The 17,344-nt window shown below is 37.7% G+C and carries 16 protein-coding genes; 6 read left to right on the plus strand and 10 right to left on the minus strand.

The genetic code is table 11. The annotated features are described in order from the left end of the window. Both M1F91_RS04450 and M1F91_RS04455 read right to left on the minus strand, forming a co-directional pair. A complete protein-coding gene (locus M1F91_RS04450) occupies positions 1–1,050 on the minus strand; it encodes an ABC transporter permease (protein ID WP_247912797.1) in 1,050 nt (349 codons plus the stop codon). Then, complete coding sequence (locus M1F91_RS04455) at positions 1,047–1,778, minus strand: ABC transporter ATP-binding protein (RefSeq protein WP_247912798.1); 732 nt, start codon at positions 1,776–1,778, stop codon at positions 1,047–1,049. The genes M1F91_RS04450 and M1F91_RS04455 overlap by 4 nt, the downstream gene beginning before the upstream one ends. A 67-nt stretch (positions 1,779–1,845) precedes the next feature. Here M1F91_RS04455 and M1F91_RS04460 point away from each other — a divergent pair, with 67 nt between their 5' ends. From M1F91_RS04460 to M1F91_RS04470, 3 genes are all read left to right on the plus strand, one after another. Then, complete coding sequence (locus M1F91_RS04460; protein WP_247912799.1) at positions 1,846–2,256, plus strand: HIT family protein; 411 nt, start codon at positions 1,846–1,848, stop codon at positions 2,254–2,256. Positions 2,257–2,265: 9 nt separating this feature from the next. Further along, positions 2,266–2,553 carry a hypothetical protein gene (locus M1F91_RS04465; RefSeq protein WP_004251799.1) on the plus strand — a complete coding sequence of 96 codons (288 nt, stop codon included), beginning with the start codon at positions 2,266–2,268 and terminating at the stop codon, positions 2,551–2,553. Positions 2,554–2,636: 83 nt separating this feature from the next. After that, positions 2,637–3,278 carry a hypothetical protein gene (locus tag M1F91_RS04470; protein WP_247912800.1) on the plus strand — a complete coding sequence of 214 codons (642 nt, stop codon included), beginning with the start codon at positions 2,637–2,639 and terminating at the stop codon, positions 3,276–3,278. Between the two features lie 68 nt (positions 3,279–3,346). Here the strand turns inward: M1F91_RS04470 and dnaJ are convergent, their stop codons facing one another. From dnaJ to M1F91_RS04500, 6 genes are all read right to left on the minus strand, one after another. After that, entirely contained in the window at positions 3,347–4,483 is a 1,137-nt protein-coding gene (gene dnaJ / locus M1F91_RS04475; protein ID WP_247912801.1) for a molecular chaperone DnaJ, read from the minus strand. A gap of 199 nt (positions 4,484–4,682) precedes the next feature. After that, positions 4,683–5,315: a DJ-1/PfpI family protein gene (locus M1F91_RS04480; RefSeq protein WP_247912802.1), complete on the minus strand. Its 633-nt coding sequence runs from the start codon at positions 5,313–5,315 to the stop codon at positions 4,683–4,685. Positions 5,316–5,543: 228 nt separating this feature from the next. Next, positions 5,544–7,367: a molecular chaperone DnaK gene (gene dnaK / locus M1F91_RS04485; protein WP_178895436.1), complete on the minus strand. Its 1,824-nt coding sequence runs from the start codon at positions 7,365–7,367 to the stop codon at positions 5,544–5,546. 366 nt (positions 7,368–7,733) lie between these two features. Continuing rightward, positions 7,734–8,249 (minus strand): nucleotide exchange factor GrpE, encoded by a 516-nt coding sequence (gene grpE, locus M1F91_RS04490; protein ID WP_247912803.1) that lies wholly within the window; start codon positions 8,247–8,249, stop codon positions 7,734–7,736. 26 nt (positions 8,250–8,275) lie between these two features. Then, positions 8,276–9,310, minus strand: a complete 1,035-nt coding sequence (gene hrcA / locus M1F91_RS04495) for a heat-inducible transcriptional repressor HrcA (protein WP_247912804.1) — start codon at positions 9,308–9,310, stop codon at positions 8,276–8,278. 161 nt (positions 9,311–9,471) lie between these two features. Next, positions 9,472–9,984 carry a DUF2812 domain-containing protein gene (locus tag M1F91_RS04500; RefSeq protein WP_247912805.1) on the minus strand — a complete coding sequence of 171 codons (513 nt, stop codon included), beginning with the start codon at positions 9,982–9,984 and terminating at the stop codon, positions 9,472–9,474. A gap of 594 nt (positions 9,985–10,578) precedes the next feature. Between M1F91_RS04500 and M1F91_RS04505 the strand changes: the two genes are divergently transcribed. The 3 genes from M1F91_RS04505 to M1F91_RS04515 are packed head-to-tail and all read left to right on the plus strand — an operon-like array spanning position 10,579 to position 15,956. Continuing rightward, the gene (locus M1F91_RS04505) at positions 10,579–12,912 is read left to right on the plus strand and encodes a DEAD/DEAH box helicase family protein (RefSeq protein ID WP_006147897.1); all 2,334 of its coding nucleotides are present in this window, start codon (positions 10,579–10,581) and stop codon (positions 12,910–12,912) included. A gap of 12 nt (positions 12,913–12,924) precedes the next feature. Then, entirely contained in the window at positions 12,925–14,388 is a 1,464-nt protein-coding gene (locus tag M1F91_RS04510) for a class I SAM-dependent DNA methyltransferase (protein WP_000029046.1), read from the plus strand. Next, on the plus strand, positions 14,388–15,956 hold the full coding sequence (locus M1F91_RS04515) for a restriction endonuclease subunit S (RefSeq protein ID WP_247912806.1): 1,569 nt from the start codon (positions 14,388–14,390) through the stop codon (positions 15,954–15,956). The genes M1F91_RS04510 and M1F91_RS04515 overlap by 1 nt, the downstream gene beginning before the upstream one ends. Here the strand turns inward: M1F91_RS04515 and M1F91_RS04520 are convergent. Further along, positions 15,904–16,512: a restriction endonuclease subunit S gene (locus tag M1F91_RS04520; RefSeq protein ID WP_247912807.1), complete on the minus strand. Its 609-nt coding sequence runs from the start codon at positions 16,510–16,512 to the stop codon at positions 15,904–15,906. The genes M1F91_RS04515 and M1F91_RS04520 overlap by 53 nt on opposite strands. Further along, a complete protein-coding gene (gene psrA / locus M1F91_RS04525) occupies positions 16,499–17,296 on the minus strand; it encodes a tyrosine-type recombinase/integrase (protein ID WP_247912808.1) in 798 nt (265 codons plus the stop codon). Before psrA ends, M1F91_RS04520 begins: the two co-directional genes overlap by 14 nt. Positions 17,297–17,344: the final 48 nt, after the last annotated feature.

Here is a 17,344-nt window from a genome sequence, read left to right on the forward strand (position 1 = left end):
CTATTCGTCAACCAATCTTCTCAGTTGATACGGCAAATAAAGAAATTGCAAGACAAGACTTGCTCCCACAAGTGCTAGAACAAGAATTTTGTCCTTAAAAATAAGCAATCCTATGAGACTTTCCAAGATTAAGACAAATATTCCAATCGCTCTCAAAATTTCCTTCAAACCTTTCTCTTTTTGCCCCTTACCTACTGGGAATAATTGCGTCAAATATTGATAGTCAAAGGCATGATAGAGGGCTAGAAGCTGGAATAACAAAAGATAATTGAATAAAATTACAATTGCGACTGCAATCCAAGATTGCTCAATGAAGATGAGAGCGGTCAAAGATAGGATTATGAGTCGCAGACTAAGGGCGAATAAATCTCCATTTCTCAGATAGGAACGAAGATAGAGGTTCTGCCATATTTTTCCTGGTACTTTCTGAACTCCCCTGAGAATAAAGTCCAGATAAGCTCGGCGCTTAACACTATTTGAAATCCCCTTGACCTGGGTAAAGAGAGCAAAAAATCGAAGCAAGAACTGCTTCCGTTTGCTTTCCTGGGCAATAACATAATCCCAGTCAAGTCCATTTCCAAGGAAAAAGTTGCTAGACTTTTGGCGAAAAATCACATATTTTACTATTCCCAAGACAAGGAGATAGACTCCAAAAATCGGCAAACCAAGACCCATGGCTAAGAATAAAGGCGCAAACAGGAGCAAAAAGAGAGTCTGTACACTGACCCAAAAGATGAAAGAAATCAGACTTTGCTTCTGGATGTGTTCTCTCACTTCTTCTTCAGCAACTAAAAGAAATAGTTTATCAGGTGCTTCTAGATAGGTCGCAATACCACCCCAAAGCAAAAGTAAAATAGATATCATCCCAATCAAAATTAGGATTGGGAAATGATTCTCAGGAAAGTGTTGGAGCAACTGGTTGTACTGGTAGGCCAAAAATCCTAACAACACCAACAAAAATAAGACAAAATGGTCATTGAGCACATAACGGAGATAGCCCAAGCATTCCTTGCGAAATTCCTGCTTTCGTTTTAAAAACAAGTCCTTCATAGCTCCTCCTCTTTGGTCAGAGCCAAATAGATATCATTGAGGCTTGCTTCTGGCATATCAAAGGCTTCTCGGAGTTGTTGGAGATTTCCTTTGGCTCTAACTTGACCTTTGTGAAGAATGACAAAAGAGTCACACATCTTTTCAGCAGAATCAAGAACGTGGGTACTCATAAGGATAGACTTTCCTTTTTTCTTTTCCGCTTCTAGAAGTTGAATCAAATCTGAAATCGCCAAAGGATCAAGACCAAGGAAAGGTTCGTCTACGATAAAGAGACTAGGATCCACGACAAAGGCACAGATAATCATAACCTTTTGCTTCATCCCTTTGGAAAAATGAACCGGGAACCAATCCAATTTTTGATCCAAACGGAACATTTTTAAAAGCGGCTCTACACGTTCAAAAGCTAGATTTTGCTCGATACCATAGGCCATAGCAACCGTCTCAATATGCTCTCTGAGAGTCAATTCCTCGTACAAGCTAGGAGTTTCAGGGATATAACCAATTTTCTTGCGATAGCTCGTAGCATCCTCTCCTAGAGTCGATCCGTCAATCTTAATCTCCCCACTATATGGCGTCAAAAGACCAATAATCTCATTGATAGTCGTAGATTTCCCCGCACCATTCAAACCTATCAAACCTACCAACTGTCCGCTCTCAACTGTAAAGGACACATCTTTCAAGACAGGGACATGAACATAGCCTCCTGTCAGATTTTTAATTTCTAACATATTTTCTCCGAATCTGGTATAATGTAGCTATATTATATCAAAATTCAATACACTAGAGGTGGTTTTTATGTCAGATTGTATTTTTTGTAAGATTATCGCAGGAGAAATCCCTGCAGCCAAAGTTTATGAGGATGAGCAAGTCCTTGCCTTTCTTGATATTTCTCAAGTAACACCTGGTCATACCTTGGTCGTACCTAAAGAACACTATCGCAACCTTTTAGAAATGGATTCGACGAGCGCTAGCCAACTCTTTGCTAAGGTTCCATTGGTAGCACAAAAAGTCATGACTGCTACTAAAGCCAAGGGTATGAATATCATTACCAACTGCGAAGAGGTAGCTGGACAAACCGTTTTCCATACCCATGTCCATCTCGTCCCTCGTTATGGTGCCGAGGATGACCTAAAAATTGACTTTGTTGCCCATGAACCTGACTTTGACAAACTTGCCCAAGTCGCTGAAACGATCAAAAACGCTTAAGGAGTTCCTATGAAACTATCAAATTTACTACTTTTTGCTGGATCAGCAGTCGGATCTTACCTCCTCGTTAAAAATCGTGAAGTTATCACTGAAGAAGTCTTAGATACAACTGATCGAGTTGAAGCAATCAAAGGCGATTTAGATGTTATCCAAAATAGCTTACAAATTATCAATCAACAAAAAGAAGTCATCAAAGAGTATCAAGAAGACCTCACTTACAAATTTAAAGTCTTAGAGAAAGACCTCCAAGCAAGACTTGCTGTCATAAAAGAACTACGAGAAACTGAAGAAAACTAAAAAAGAAAGCATCCAACTTTCCTTACATCCCCTTAAATCCATCTTGGATTACCAGCTCCTAACAGAAAAGGGAGGGACTAAACATGAAACAGTTTTTAAAAGTCATCTTGATTATTTCCGGTTGCTTCTGTCTTTTTGTAACCCTAGCATTTCTACTTGTGGCCAATCTTTTCAAGGCCTCATCAAGTGACATTCGAGAAGGAAATGAAACCTTAAAACAAATCTTTATCTCCCTTGACCTGCCTCCTGAGAAAGTTGAATCAAATGGACACTATCAATACGAGGGGGGAGGCTTGGATTTTTATGTGACATTCTCTGATGATGTCGTCAACAGCCACCCAGTCCTAAAAGAAAGCCCAAACCTTACTAAAAACCGACTCAAAGTCTACGTCCTACAGACAGGAGATATTTCTTACTATAAAGTAGGGGATAACTTGTTCAATCATGGTTTAATACAATTTTTAGAGGAGGAAAGCGAGAAGCATTTCCGAGATAACGGAAAGAAATCACATTCTTTATACACAATTCTAACTTTGAATGATTCGGAAAGCATGAAAAAAGGAATCGCATTCTACGAAAAGGCGTTGACCTTGGTAGATATCCAGGATAATTCGGCGATTAAGCACATTGATACCGTAACTGTGAAACCCGGCAAAGAAGCGGAACTCAAGCAACTCATCCAGGAAATGGATAAAGCCAGCTTGCTCGTTCAAAAATATCAATAGCAGATCAGTCAGAGAATCTTTTCTCCGATACTAACTACAAACAAAAAGAGCCTTATGGCTCTTTTGTTTTATTCACCCTCAAAGGCATCTTTTATATGGTCAAAGAAGCCTTTTTTCTTTGGATTGACTTTCAAATCACCTGCAGCTGCGAATTCTTTCAAGGCTGCTTTTTGGCGTTCGTTCAAGCCTGTAGGCGTCACGACATTAACAGTGACGTATTGGTCACCAACAGCACCACCACGAAGACTTGGAGCTCCCTTACCACGTAGGCGGAATTTCTTGCCAGTCTGAGTTCCCTCTGGAATAACCAATTCGACAGCGCCATGCACAGTTGGAATTTCCACAGTATCACCAAGAGTTGCTTGGACGATATTGAGGTTTAACTTGTAGAAAATAGTTGTTCCTTCACGCTCAAATTTATCGCTTGCTTCTACAGAAACTACTACATACAAGTCTCCATAAGGACCACCGTTAAAGCCTGCTTCCCCTTGACCAGCTAGACGAATTTGTTGACCAGTTTCGACACCTGCTGGAATTTTTACATGGACACTGTGGGCTTGTTTTTCATGACCTGTTCCATGACAAGTTGTACATGGATCTTTGATTTCTTTTCCACGTCCATGACAGACATCACAGGTTACTTGGCGACGCATCATACCAAGCGGTGTTTGAGTATCGACGTTGATAACACCAGAGCCATGACAACGTCCACAAGTAACTGGACTTGTCCCAGGCTTAGCACCTGATCCGTTACAAGTACGACAGCTTGATTCACGATTGTATTTGACTTCTTTTTCAGTACCAAAGATGGCTTCTTCAAAAGTCAAATTGACGCGATACTGGAGGTCATCACCTTGACGAGGAGCGTTTGGATTGCGAGAAGAACCGCCTCCGCCGAAAAAACTTGAGAAGATATCTTCAAATCCACCAAAACCGCCTGCACCATCGAAGCCACCGAAACCGCCTGCACCACCAAAGCCACCGTTGGCTCCAGCCGCACCGTATTGGTCATAGGCAGCCCGTTTCTGTTCATCGCTCAAAGTCTCATAGGCTTCTTGAACTTCCTTGTACTTTTCCTCAGCACCAGGTTCTTTGTTGATATCTGGGTGATATTTTTTAGATAATTTCCGATAGGCTTTCTTGATCTCATCTTGAGTTGCATTCTTTGAAACGCCCAAACGGTCATAAAATTCAGTATTGTTCATTTAAGATACCAAGACCGTAAAATTCGACTGAAAAATAGGAAATCTGACGCAGGAGCGATGCTCCTAGACAGATTTATCTTTTTTCCGAGAATTTAGGTCGGGTTCAATTCCTTTCTTTTATATTGAGTAAGAAACTTAAGAGCCCGAGTTCAATTTCTCGAACACTCTTTGTTCCTTTCTATAATTTTCATGTAAAACTTTAGAGGGTGTTTTCTATACTTTGCTTCACTTGATCAAACTCTTCATCTGATAGAGTATATATCAAATCCTCTTCTGCATACTCGTTTTGTTCTTTAAAATAGTTGTCCGTATTCTCTGCCAGCCCTAAACTTAGAATCACTTTTCTTGCAAACTCTTGATGTGCAAAACCGATAGCCGTAATGATTTGTTTATCTTGCACAAGAACTTTCGGTTGGAAATTTTCACGTGGCAGAAATTCAAAATAGTCAAAGAAATTTTGCCAAATTCCACCTGTAAATTTCGTGTCCTTCAACAGACCTGCTTTCGCTAATAAAAGAGGCGCTGAAGAAATGGCTGCAATTAGGATATCTTGCTCACCAAGGTCCCTCAAAAACGAAATCAATTTCTCATCCTGTAGAGAAGGCCCTATATTGACCATTCCTGGCAAAATCACACAAGAATACTCTTCTATACAGATTTGATCTAGTGTTTTCGTCGGTTGACAGGGCAAACCATCCTCAGAGACCACTATCGAATGCTCAGAAGCAACATAATCAATCGTGATATCAAAAGACAGAGCTAAAGTACTCGTTAAAGCAGTTATCTCATAAAGAGAAAAATTAGGATAAATCAAGCAAAGTACTTTTTTCATTCGCAACATCCTCTACTTTACCGAAAAACAGAGGCTGGGTTGCAACCTCTGGATTTCTTCTTATCATTACGACGTTCAAAAACAAAGTCTATTATACTTTGTTTTTGAACTAGTAAGGCTGAATTGAGTTTCGGCTAAAAACTTCGGAAAAAAGATAAGCCATCTTTTGTGCATCGCACAAGGCGATGGCTTCCTATTTTTCTTTCGTTTTCTTAACGCCTCAACATCTTACTTTTCTGTAAACTCTCCGTCTACGACGTCATCGCCTGCGTTTCCTGTTGCTTGTGCGCCTTCTGCTCCTGCTTGAGCTTGTTGCGCTGCTGCGGCTTGTTCGTAGAGTTTAACCGCAAGTCCTTGAGCTTTTTCGTTCAATGCTTCAAGTTTTGCTTTCATTTCATCCAAGTTGTTGTCTTCTTGAGCTTTCTTAAGATCATCAAGGGCAGCTTGTGCAGCATCACGTTCTGCATCGAAGCCTTTGCCTTCAGTTTCTTTGATTGTCTTTTCAGTCGCAAAGATAGCTTGGTCTACTTCGTTACGAAGGTCTACTTCTTCTTTACGTTTCTTATCTGCTTCAGCGTTTGCTTCTGCATCTTTCATCATGCGATCGATTTCTTCGTCTGTCAAACCTGAGTTTGATTGGATAACAATTGTTTGTTCTTTTTGAGTTCCAAGATCTTTGGCCTTAACAGATACGATACCGTTCTTGTCGATGTCGAATGTTACTTCGATTTGTGGGATACCACGAGGTGCAGCTGGGATATCTGTCAATTGGAAGCGTCCTAGAGTCTTGTTATCTGCTGCCATTGGGCGCTCACCTTGAAGAACATGGATATCAACGGCTGGTTGGTTGTCTGCTGCAGTTGAGAAGACTTGTGATTTAGATGTTGGAATAGTAGTGTTGCGATCGATAAGTTTTGTAAAGACTCCACCCATTGTTTCAATACCAAGTGACAGTGGTGTTACGTCAAGAAGGACAACGTCTTTCACATCACCAGTGATCACACCACCTTGGATGGCAGCTCCCATAGCAACAACTTCATCAGGGTTAACTGATTTGTTTGGTTCTTTACCAGTTTCAGCTTTAACAGCTTCAACAACGGCAGGAATACGAGTTGAACCACCGACAAGGATGACTTCGTCAATATCTGACAAACTCAAACCTGCATCTGAAAGAGCTTGACGAACTGGAACTTTTGTACGTTCTACAAGGTCACGAGTCAAATCGTCGAATTTAGCACGAGTCAAGGTCATTTCCAAGTGAAGAGGTCCAGCCTCACCAGCAGTGATAAATGGCAAGCTGATTTGAGTTGAAGTCACACCAGAAAGGTCTTTCTTCGCTTTTTCTGCTGCATCTTTCAAACGTTGAAGAGCCATCTTATCGTTTGACAAGTCGATACCATTTTCTTTCTTGAATTCTGCTACTAAGTAGTCGATGATTTTTTGGTCAAAGTCATCACCACCGAGTTTGTTGTCCCCTGCAGTTGCCAATACATCGAAGACACCATCACCGAGTTCAAGGATAGATACGTCAAATGTACCACCACCAAGGTCGAATACCAAGATTTTTTCTTCTTTGTCAGTCTTGTCCAAACCGTAAGCAAGAGCTGCTGCAGTTGGTTCGTTGACGATACGTTCTACTTCAAGACCAGCGATTTTACCAGCGTCTTTAGTTGCTTGACGTTGAGCATCATTGAAGTAAGCTGGAACTGTGATAACTGCTTTCGTTACTTTTTCACCAAGATATTCTTCAGCGTAACCTTTCAAGTATTGAAGGATCATAGCTGAGATTTCTTGTGGAGTGTATTCTTTACCGTTAGCAGAAACTTTTTCAGAAGTACCCATCTTAGATTTGATAGAGATAACTGTATCTGGGTTTGTGACTGCTTGACGTTTTGCAGCGTCACCAACGATGATTTCACCGTTTTTGAATGATACTACAGATGGAGTTGTGCGGTTACCTTCTGGGTTTGCGATGATTTTTGATTCAGTTCCTTCAAGAACTGCTACTGCTGAGTTTGTTGTACCTAAGTCAATACCGATAATTTTAGACATGTGTTTTTCTCCTTAAATTTTATCTTTTTTTCTTTTTGATACTCTTCTTAGGTGGCGGCGCCGTCAGAGCTTGACTTCGTCAATCTCTTTGACTAAACTTTGAGACTAAGGTCTCAAAGTTTGCGCAAATAACGCCACGGCGAAGAGTATCGCCAATGGTTCGCTTCGCTCACTATTGCAAAGCTGAATAATTTTTTATCTTTCTTCATAGTTTAGTGTCGTTTCGGACAAGGTATTTATTATGTATATTGCGACACGAGACGTCGAAATCGATATTATTTCGACGACGAGTTAGTAAGTAGGCTAGGCAAACGCCATAGCGATTGCCGTTTTCTGACGAGTTGCTTTAGCTACCGTCAGAATTGCCTAGTTATAAACTACTACCATAGCCGGTCTTAGAATACGGTCATGGAGTTTGTAGCCTTTTTGAAAGACTTGTGCGATGGTGTCTGCTGGATGCTCGTCATCCGCTGGAACTGTTTGAATAGCCATATGATAGTTATGGTCGAATTCTCCGTCCGCTGGAATTTCTTCGATCCCTTCTTCTTTCAGGGCGTGAATCAAACTTTCTTGGACCATTTCCAAGCCCTTCTTCACATCATCTGTCAACCCTTCAACAGCAAGGGCACGTTCTAAGTTATCCAACGAAGGCAAGATTGCTTTTGCCAAATCTTGGCTACGATAGCGTTGCAAGAGTTGGCGCTCTTCATTGGCACGACGCTGAATGTTTTGCATTTCTGCGTGGGCACGAAGATATTTGTTTTCAAACTCCTCGGCACGTTCATTAGCCAAGTCCAATTCTGACTTCTCGGGAGTTGTTTCTTCTACTGGTTCAACAACTTCCTCTTCTTTTACTTCTTCATTTTTTATATCTTGGGCCATTTTCGCCTCCTTTAATGATTTCAATCTTAATTCACTTCATAGTGATTGCTGCTGAGATAACGGTAAAAATCCGTCAACTTCATGGTCAAAACTCGATTGACAACGTTGAGTTGATTGACCAATTGCTGGTAATCCAGATTGACCGGACCGATAATCGCCAGAATTCCAAACCCACGATAGGGAATCAGGAACTTACTGCTAATCACTGCTAAGTCCGATAAACAGGACTCTTGACTATCCGCAACTCGGACACTTTGCATCTGGTCGCCAATCAGATTCTCTCGAATTTCCAAAGCTACCTTTTGTGGCTGATCAAAAAATTGATAGGCCACTAAATTAGCGAAATTCAAAAGATTGACTTTGCCAGAAACCACGATATTTTCATTGAACATTTCTTTAAAGATATGCTCAATAAGATCCATAACGTTATCCGTTGTTGTGAAGTAACGTTGGATAATTTGCGGAATCTCTGTCCGAATCTTGTAGTGAATATCCAAAACAGTCTGATCCAGGAAACGTTCTTGAATCATGGTCTTGAGGCGATTTAAATCCTCCTGCAAGAAATTTCTCGGAATCAAAAACTGACTGGTAACTGTTCTAGACTCATCAAGCGTAAAAACAGCAAGAGCTGTATGTTGCCCGAGGACAACAATATCAAAAGCTGTTAGCTTTTGCCTACTTGGTTCTACATCCAGCGCTACAACCGTACAACCACTCAAGTCTGACAAAATTTTCGTTGCCTCTTGAAGAATATCCTCAAGCTTGAAGAATTCTTGATCAAAGGCTTTTACAATCTCATAAACTTGATTTTCAGCTAAACGGTCAAAGGATAGGGAGTGTTTGACATAGTATTGAAATCCAGCCACACTCGGCATCCGACCACTGGAAGTATGAGCCTTTTCAAGAAAACCTTGCTTTTCTAGAGCTGCCATATCATTTCGAATGGTAGCACTACTAGAGTTGATAGACTCTTGCAAGGCTTTAGATCCAACAGGTTCGTGCGTTTTGGTAAAGATGTCAATAATCAGATTTAAAATATTCTGCTGACGTTCCGTAACCATCTCGTCACTCCTCTCTGATAGATCTTTTTAGCACTCGTAACCTCCAAGTGCTAACTTATGATTCTATTATACACCCTTAGAAGAGAATGTCAAGACAAAAACTCAAAAAATTAGCACTCCTTTACTAAGAGTGCTAAAAATCAGTCTGAGGACCTAGAAAATCATCTTACATTCTCAAGATATTTCTTTTTAAGTCTGTAAAAACTATAGATTAGATAGGAAATCATGAGGGCATAAAGGGCAAAAATAAGGAAGAAAGACTGAGAAAGACTTTCGCGAAACAAGCTCATACAAATAACTAGACCGCCAGAGATAGAAACTGTAGATGTACGAAGTCTAGATTTCACATCAGCCCATCGAAGACGATTGTCCATGAAAGATTGATCATTTAAATCTACATCACAAGTTGCTTTTCGAAAAACAGAATAAGAACAATTTTCCACAAATTCCCATCCTCTATCCTTCATACTTTGTAAATCTACCTCATTTTTTCTAAGGTAGCTGGTATTCCACACACGGTAGATCACATCATCTGGTCGGCATTGTTCAAAATAGAAAAAACCAAAACGATTCGTTTTAAATTTCCAACCTTTCAAATGCATCTCATGCAAATAATCTTCTACCTTATCCAAATCAAAAATGGTAAACGTTCGAAATTGTACTTTGCTATTCATTGTCTAACCTCCAAAATGGTTTTATTTATCAGATAATTCTCTCCACTTTTGAAACAATCTCCAAAAAATATAAGAAATCTGAATCGTGAAAACTATCAATAAAGTACAGTCTATGATAACAATCAAAAACATTCCCCAACTGAAAGAACTACCTCCACTGACAAACTTTGAGAAAACCGGTAGTAGCGCTAAAAAGAGAAGCAAAATAGGAAGCATCCGCATTGTTAAAATCCGTTTGACATAAAAAAATCTTTATTTAAACAAAAATATTATGGTAAAATTTACGCCAATTTTTGAACGGCTGATGTAGATATTTTATACTTTCAAAATGTTTAAATGTGATTATTTATTTTTGAAAAATAGCTCACCAGCCCGACTGAAAGTGCTTGTAGAATGATAATAAGTCGCCTGCCGAAAACAGCGAAAAATAGCGGTGTTATGCGGAGATAATCTGACTCGATGCTAAAGTATATTGTATACTTATTTTCAACAATTTAGCAGAGTATTTTTATAAATATGATATAATAGAAGTATAATTTGTTCTGATAGTTTATTTTATGGAGAAGTAGATTTTTAGAATGCGGAGGGTTCAATATGGTTGAGTTTATAAAGTCTAAGAAAGAAATGAGTGAGGAGGATATTAAAGCAAATTTCATCACTCCTGCTATTGTATCCAAAGGATGGAAAAATGGTGAGCATATCGCTTACGAAGAATACTTCACTGATGGTCGAATTGAGGTTAGAGGAGATAAGGCTCGTCGTAAAGAAGGAAAAAAATCAGACTATTCACTGTATTACCAATTTGGAACTCGAATTGCAATTGTTGAGGCAAAGGATAATAAACACAGCGTTCGAGCAGGATTACAACAAGCTATTGAATATGGAGAGATTTTAGATGTTCCATTTGTTTATTCTTCGAATGGTGATGGCTTTATTGAACACGACCGTATCACGAGAGAAGAACGTGAACTGGAGTTAGACGAATTCCCTACTCGTGAAGAATTATTTTCTCGTATGACGAAGGAAAAAGGATTGACGTACGAAATTACAGAAGCTATCTCAACTCCATACTATACAGACGCCTTCTCAATGAAAACGCCACGCTATTATCAGCAAATAGCTATCAACCGTACTATTGAAACAGTTGCCAGAGGACAAAAACGAGTAATGTTTGTGATGGCAACAGGAACGGGGAAAACGTTCATGGCTTTTCAAATTATTCATCGCCTTCGAAAAGCTGGTTTGGCTAAACGAGTTTTATTCTTAGCGGATAGAAACATCTTAGTAGACCAAACGATGGCTGAAGACTTTAAGCCATTCGAAAAGGTAATGACGAAAATTACACCAAAACTTTTGACTGCTCCTGAAAAATTAAATTCTTTTGAAATTTATCTGGGGCTTTATCAGCAACTAACTGGTGAAGATGGAACTGAAACACATTATCAAAAGTTCGACAAAGATTTCTTTGATTTAATCATAATTGATGAAGCGCACCGTGGCTCAGCTAAGGAAGACAGTAACTGGCGCAAGGTGATTGATTATTTCAGTTCTGCTACACAAATTGGGATGACCGCTACTCCTACAGAAACCAAGAATGCTTCCAATATGGAATACTTTGGTGAGCCAATCTATACTTATAGTTTAAAACAGGGAATCGAGGATGGTTTTTTGGCTCCATATCGTGTTATGAGGGTTAATTTAGATGTGGATGTGGATGGTTATCGTCCAGAAACTGGAAAAGTTGATACTAACGGACAATTAATAGAAGATAGGTACTACGGCAGGAAAGATTTTGACAAAACCATTGTCATTGATGATAGAACGCAAAGAGTTGCCAAGTTTGTTTCTGATTATATGAAGCAAAACAATGCACGATTTGATAAGACAATTGTTTTTTGTGTTGATATTGACCATGCCGAGCGAATGCGTGCTGCGCTTGTAAAAGAGAATCTAGACTTAGTCCAAGAAGACTATCGTTATGTCATGCAAGTAACTGGTGACAACGCTGAAGGAAAAGCTCAACTGGATAACTTTATGGATGTCAATTCTAATTTTCCCGCTATTGTAACAACGTCTAAATTATTAACGACAGGAGTTAATGCTAAAACATGTCGTTTGATTGTTTTAGACTCTAATATCCAATCCATGACTGAATTTAAACAAATTATTGGTCGTGGCACACGTCTTTATCCTCAAAAGGGGAAAGAATTTTTTACGATTATTGATTTTCGAAATGTTACCAATTTGTTTGCTGACCCTGATTTTGATGGTGAACCAGTGAAGGTTCTGGAAACGGGCGCAAAAACAAACAATGGTACTACACCTGGTTTTGTAAACGAAGGTGGTGACCCAGTAGAAAAATATATCGTTACAGATAAGCAGGTTACCATTCTTAATTCTACTGTTCAAGTATTGGACGAAAATGGGAAACTGATTACCGAAAGCCTGACCGACTACACTCGGAAGAACATCTTAGGTAGCTACGCCACTTTGAACGATTTTATCACAGTTTGGCATACGGCGGATAAAAAGAAGCTTATCTTAGACGAACTTTATAAAAAAGGAGTTTATCTAGATGCTATTCGAGAGTCGGAGGGAATATCAGAACAAGAAATCGATGATTTTGATTTACTCCTAAAACTTGCCTATGGTCAAAAAGAATTAACCAAAACGGAACGTGTCAATAAACTCAAACAAAGCGGATATTTATATAAATATAGTGAGGAAGCGCGTGCTGTTTTGGAAATTTTACTGGACAAATACATGGATAAAGGTATTGGAGAACTCGAAAGCATTGAAACATTAAAACTTCCAGAATTTCAGATATATGGTGGAACCTTCAAAATCATCAATACTTATTTTGGAGATAAAAAACGATATTTACAAGCAATTAAAGAATTGGAGAAAGAGCTATTTACAGTAGCTTAATGAAAGGAAAGTATGTCAATTACATCATTTGTAAAAAGAATTCAAGATATCACTCGAAACGATGCTGGTGTTAATGGTGATGCTCAACGTATTGAGCAAATGTCTTGGTTATTATTCTTAAAAATTTATGATAGCCGTGAAATGGTTTGGGAATTAGAAGAAGACGAGTATGAGTCAATTATCCCAGAGGAATTAAAATGGCGGAATTGGGCTCATGCTCAAAATGGGGAACGGGTATTGACAGGCGATGAATTACTTGATTTTGTCAATAACAAGTTATTCAAAGAGTTGAAAGAGCTTGAAATAACTTCAAATATGCCTATTCGAAAAACGATTGTTAAATCAGCTTTTGAAGATGCGAACAACTATATGAAAAATGGCGTCTTGCTACGCCAAGTCATCAATGTTATTGATGAAGTTGATTTCAATAGCCCTGAAGATCGTCATTCGTTTAATGATATTTACGAAAAAATTCTTAAAGATATTCAAAATGCTGGGAACTCAGGAGAATTTTATACGCCACGTGCAGCGACTGATTTTATCGCCGAAGTTCTTGACCCAAAACTTGGAGAATCAATGGCAGACCTTGCTTGCGGAACAGGAGGCTTCTTGACTTCGACTCTGAACCGTTTAAGTAGTCAACGTAAAACTAGTGAAGATACCAAAAAATATAATACAGCTGTTTTTGGTATTGAAAAGAAAGCATTTCCTCATCTTTTAGCAGTTACAAATCTGTTTCTTCACGAAATTGATGACCCTAAAATTGTTCATGGAAATACTTTGGAGAAAAATGTTCGTGAATATACGGATGATGAAAAATTTGACATTATTATGATGAATCCACCTTTTGGAGGGTCAGAATTAGAAACAATAAAAAATAACTTCCCAGCAGAATTACGGAGTTCTGAAACGGCTGATTTATTTATGGCTGTCATTATGTATCGTTTGAAAGAAAATGGTCGTGTTGGAGTTATTTTACCTGATGGTTTTCTATTTGGTGAAGGTGTCAAAACTCGCTTGAAACAAAAACTGGTAGATGAGTTCAACTTGCATACGATTATTAGGTTGCCTCATAGTGTCTTTGCACCGTATACAGGAATCCATACGAACATACTTTTCTTTGATAAAACAAAGAAAACAGAAGAAACTTGGTTTTATCGTTTAGATATGCCAGATGGTTATAAAAATTTCTCGAAAACTAAGCCGATGAAGTCAGAACACTTCAATCCTGTTCGTGACTGGTGGGAAAATCGTGAAGAGATTCTGGAAGGTAAGTTCTACAAATCTAAATCATTTACACCTAGTGAATTGGCTGAGTTGAATTATAATTTAGACCAGTGTGGTTTTCCAAAAGAGGAAGAGGAAATCTTAAATCCCTTTGAGTTGATTCAGAATTATCAAGCGGAAAGAGCAACTTTAAATCATAAGATTGATAATGTATTAGCTGATATTTTGCAGTTGTTGGAGGACAAATAATGACACCAGAACAACTTAAAGCAAGCATTCTCCAAAGAGCGATGGAAGGGAAATTAGTGCCGCAAAATCCCAATGACGAACCTGCAAGTGAATTGCTAAAGAGAATTAAAGCTGAAAAAGAAAAACTTATCAGTGAAGGAAAAATCAAACGAGATAAAAAGGAAACCGAGATATTTCGTGGTGATGATGGGAAACATTATGAGAAGTTCGCTGATGGAAGTGTTAAAGAAATTAAGGTACCTTATGATATTCCTGAGAATTGGGAGTGGGTGAGGGTTGGTAATATTTGTACTACAAATATTGGGCTGACTTTTAAACCGAGTGAAGTTCAAGAAACAGGAATACCTATCTATAAAGCTAATAATATTAAAAACGGGAAAATTAGCACACTAGATTTAGTCTTTGTATCTGAAAAAACGATAATAAAGGAAAATGAGTGGCTAAACAAAAATGATATTATAATGGCTGTTAGAAGTGGTAGTAAGCAGCTTGTCGGAAAGACAGCTATTGTCGGAAATTTAAAGACGAAAACGAGTTTTGGTGCATTTATGTCAGTAATTCGTCCTATATCCGTTTCCTCCACTTTTATGAACTATTTTTTTCAATCAAGTCATTTCAGAAGTCAGCTTGACGATGCAAACACAACTACAATTTTTCAAGTTACTCAAAAAATGTTAAAGGAAACTCTCCTCCCTCTTCCACCCCTCGCCGAACAAAAACGGATTGTTGCTCAAATTGAACGAGCCTTGAAAAAGGTTGAAATTTACGCTGAAAGCTACAATCAACTACAAAAGTTAGATAAAATTTTTCCAGATAAACTTAAAAAATCTATTCTTCAATATGCTATGCAAGGAAAATTAGTTGAACAAGACCCAAATGATGAATCAGTCGAAGTTTTACTTGAAAAAATACGAGCAGAAAAACAAAAACTCTTTGAAGAAGGCAAGATTAAAAAGAAAGATTTGGACATTTCTATTGTTTCCCAAGGAGATGATAACTCTTATTATGGGAACAAAGATGAAACAACCTCTTATCCTATATATGAAATCCCAGAAGCATGGAGATATATTAAATTTGCTAGCCTAGTTAACTTCAGAATAGGAAAAACTCCTCCACGCAGTGAAGCTACTTTTTGGGGAACTGAAATACCTTGGGTATCTATATCAGATATGCCTATATCTGGTTATGTAACTAATACGAGAGAATCTATTTCTAAATTAGCATTAAAATCAAAGAAAATAGACATTTCACCTAAAGGAACTTTATTAATGAGTTTTAAATTATCTATTGGAAAAGTTGCCATATTGGATATTCCTGCCACTCATAATGAAGCCATTATATCGATATTCCCCTATGCTAATAAAGAAAATATTATCAGAGATTACTTAATGATATTTTTGCCACTTATCTCTACTTTAGGTGATTCAAAAGATGCTATCAAAGGGAAAACATTAAATAGTACCAGTATCTCCGAATTATTAATCCCTATTTCTAACCATGAAGAGATGAAAAGAATCATTTCCAAAGTTGACTTACTTTTTCAAAAAGTTTCTCAACTTTCTGAGTAATACGCATTTGTTCATTTCTAGGTAATACAGGAATCAATATGTTCCCCAAGTTATTCTTACTAACACCTCCAATTATTCCAGATTTATTTTCTTGAAAATCACTTAAAAATTGTGGACTTTGAAGAAAATAATAAAGAAATTTATTTTCTCCGTAGTAAAATGATAAATTACACAACTTATTACCAAAGCAGACATCTTGTTTCAACAATCCTATTTTGCGTCCAGCACTGCCACCTTCTAAGCACAGCAATACAGAATTGAAATAGCTAATTTTGAATTTTGACAAATAGTTATCGGGAATTCTAATGCCGTTATCATAATTAATAGTATTATCAAAATTGACATCCTTGGTAGCAATATAATTAATCCCATCTACTCCAGAAAAATATTTTTTCTTTTCAGTAGAGTTAATACTATTTCCAGTGTAGAGATTGGAGACACTATCTAGAGTTGAAAGCATCCAGTTTCTCGGTAACTGCTCATAATAAGAGCCATAATCACAAAAAAATAGCAGATAGTCAATTTGACCACCTGTTATTTTTTTACCAATTAACAATTTTATCTACAATATTTTGTTGTTCGGTAGCTGTTTTTCTTAGATAAATTCGAGTAGTTTCTATACTTTCATGCCCCATCAAATCTGCTAGCAAAGCAATATCGTTATACTTCGCTAAAAAATTCTTAGCAAATAAATGTCTAAAAGAATGAGGATAGACTACTTTAGAATTCATTTTGTATTTATCTGCATAATTTTTTAACTGTTGAGCAACTCCTCTTGCTGTAATTGGTTCGTTAAATTTATTCAAAAATAAATAACCACTTCGGCGATTTTCTGATTCTAACCAACTAAGACAACTATTTCTTAATTTTTTAGGAATGTACAGTCTACGAATTTTACCACCTTTTGAGTAAATGTCAAAATAACCGATTTCTACATGCTCTACTTTTAGTTTAATAAGTTCACTTACACGAGCCCCAGTTGCACCTAAAAACCAAACGACAAAATGCCATTTTAAAATACCATCTTTTTTCAAACTACGTTTAAGAAAAAGGTAATCAGCATGGCTAATGACATCTTCTAAAAACGGTTTTTGCTGTACTTTGACAAATTTTAATTTCAAATCATCATGAGCAATAAAAGCCAGATATTTATTTACTCCTTGTAGTCGCAAATTGACAGTTTTAGGTTTAAAATTATCTAATAAATATCCTTTGTATTCAAATAAATCTTCCATTTTGAGTTCGTAATTCTCCAAGAAAAATCGAACACCATAAAGGTACGAACGCACAGTATTTTCAGCTAAACCAGCTTTCTTCAAATGTAATTCAAAATCTTTCAACGTAAAACTCCTATCTTATGTTTGATAGAAATTCCACCGCACGTAAAA

Source organism: Streptococcus sp. oral taxon 431, from assembly GCF_023110115.1.
Taxonomy (GTDB): Bacteria; Bacillota; Bacilli; order Lactobacillales; family Streptococcaceae; genus Streptococcus.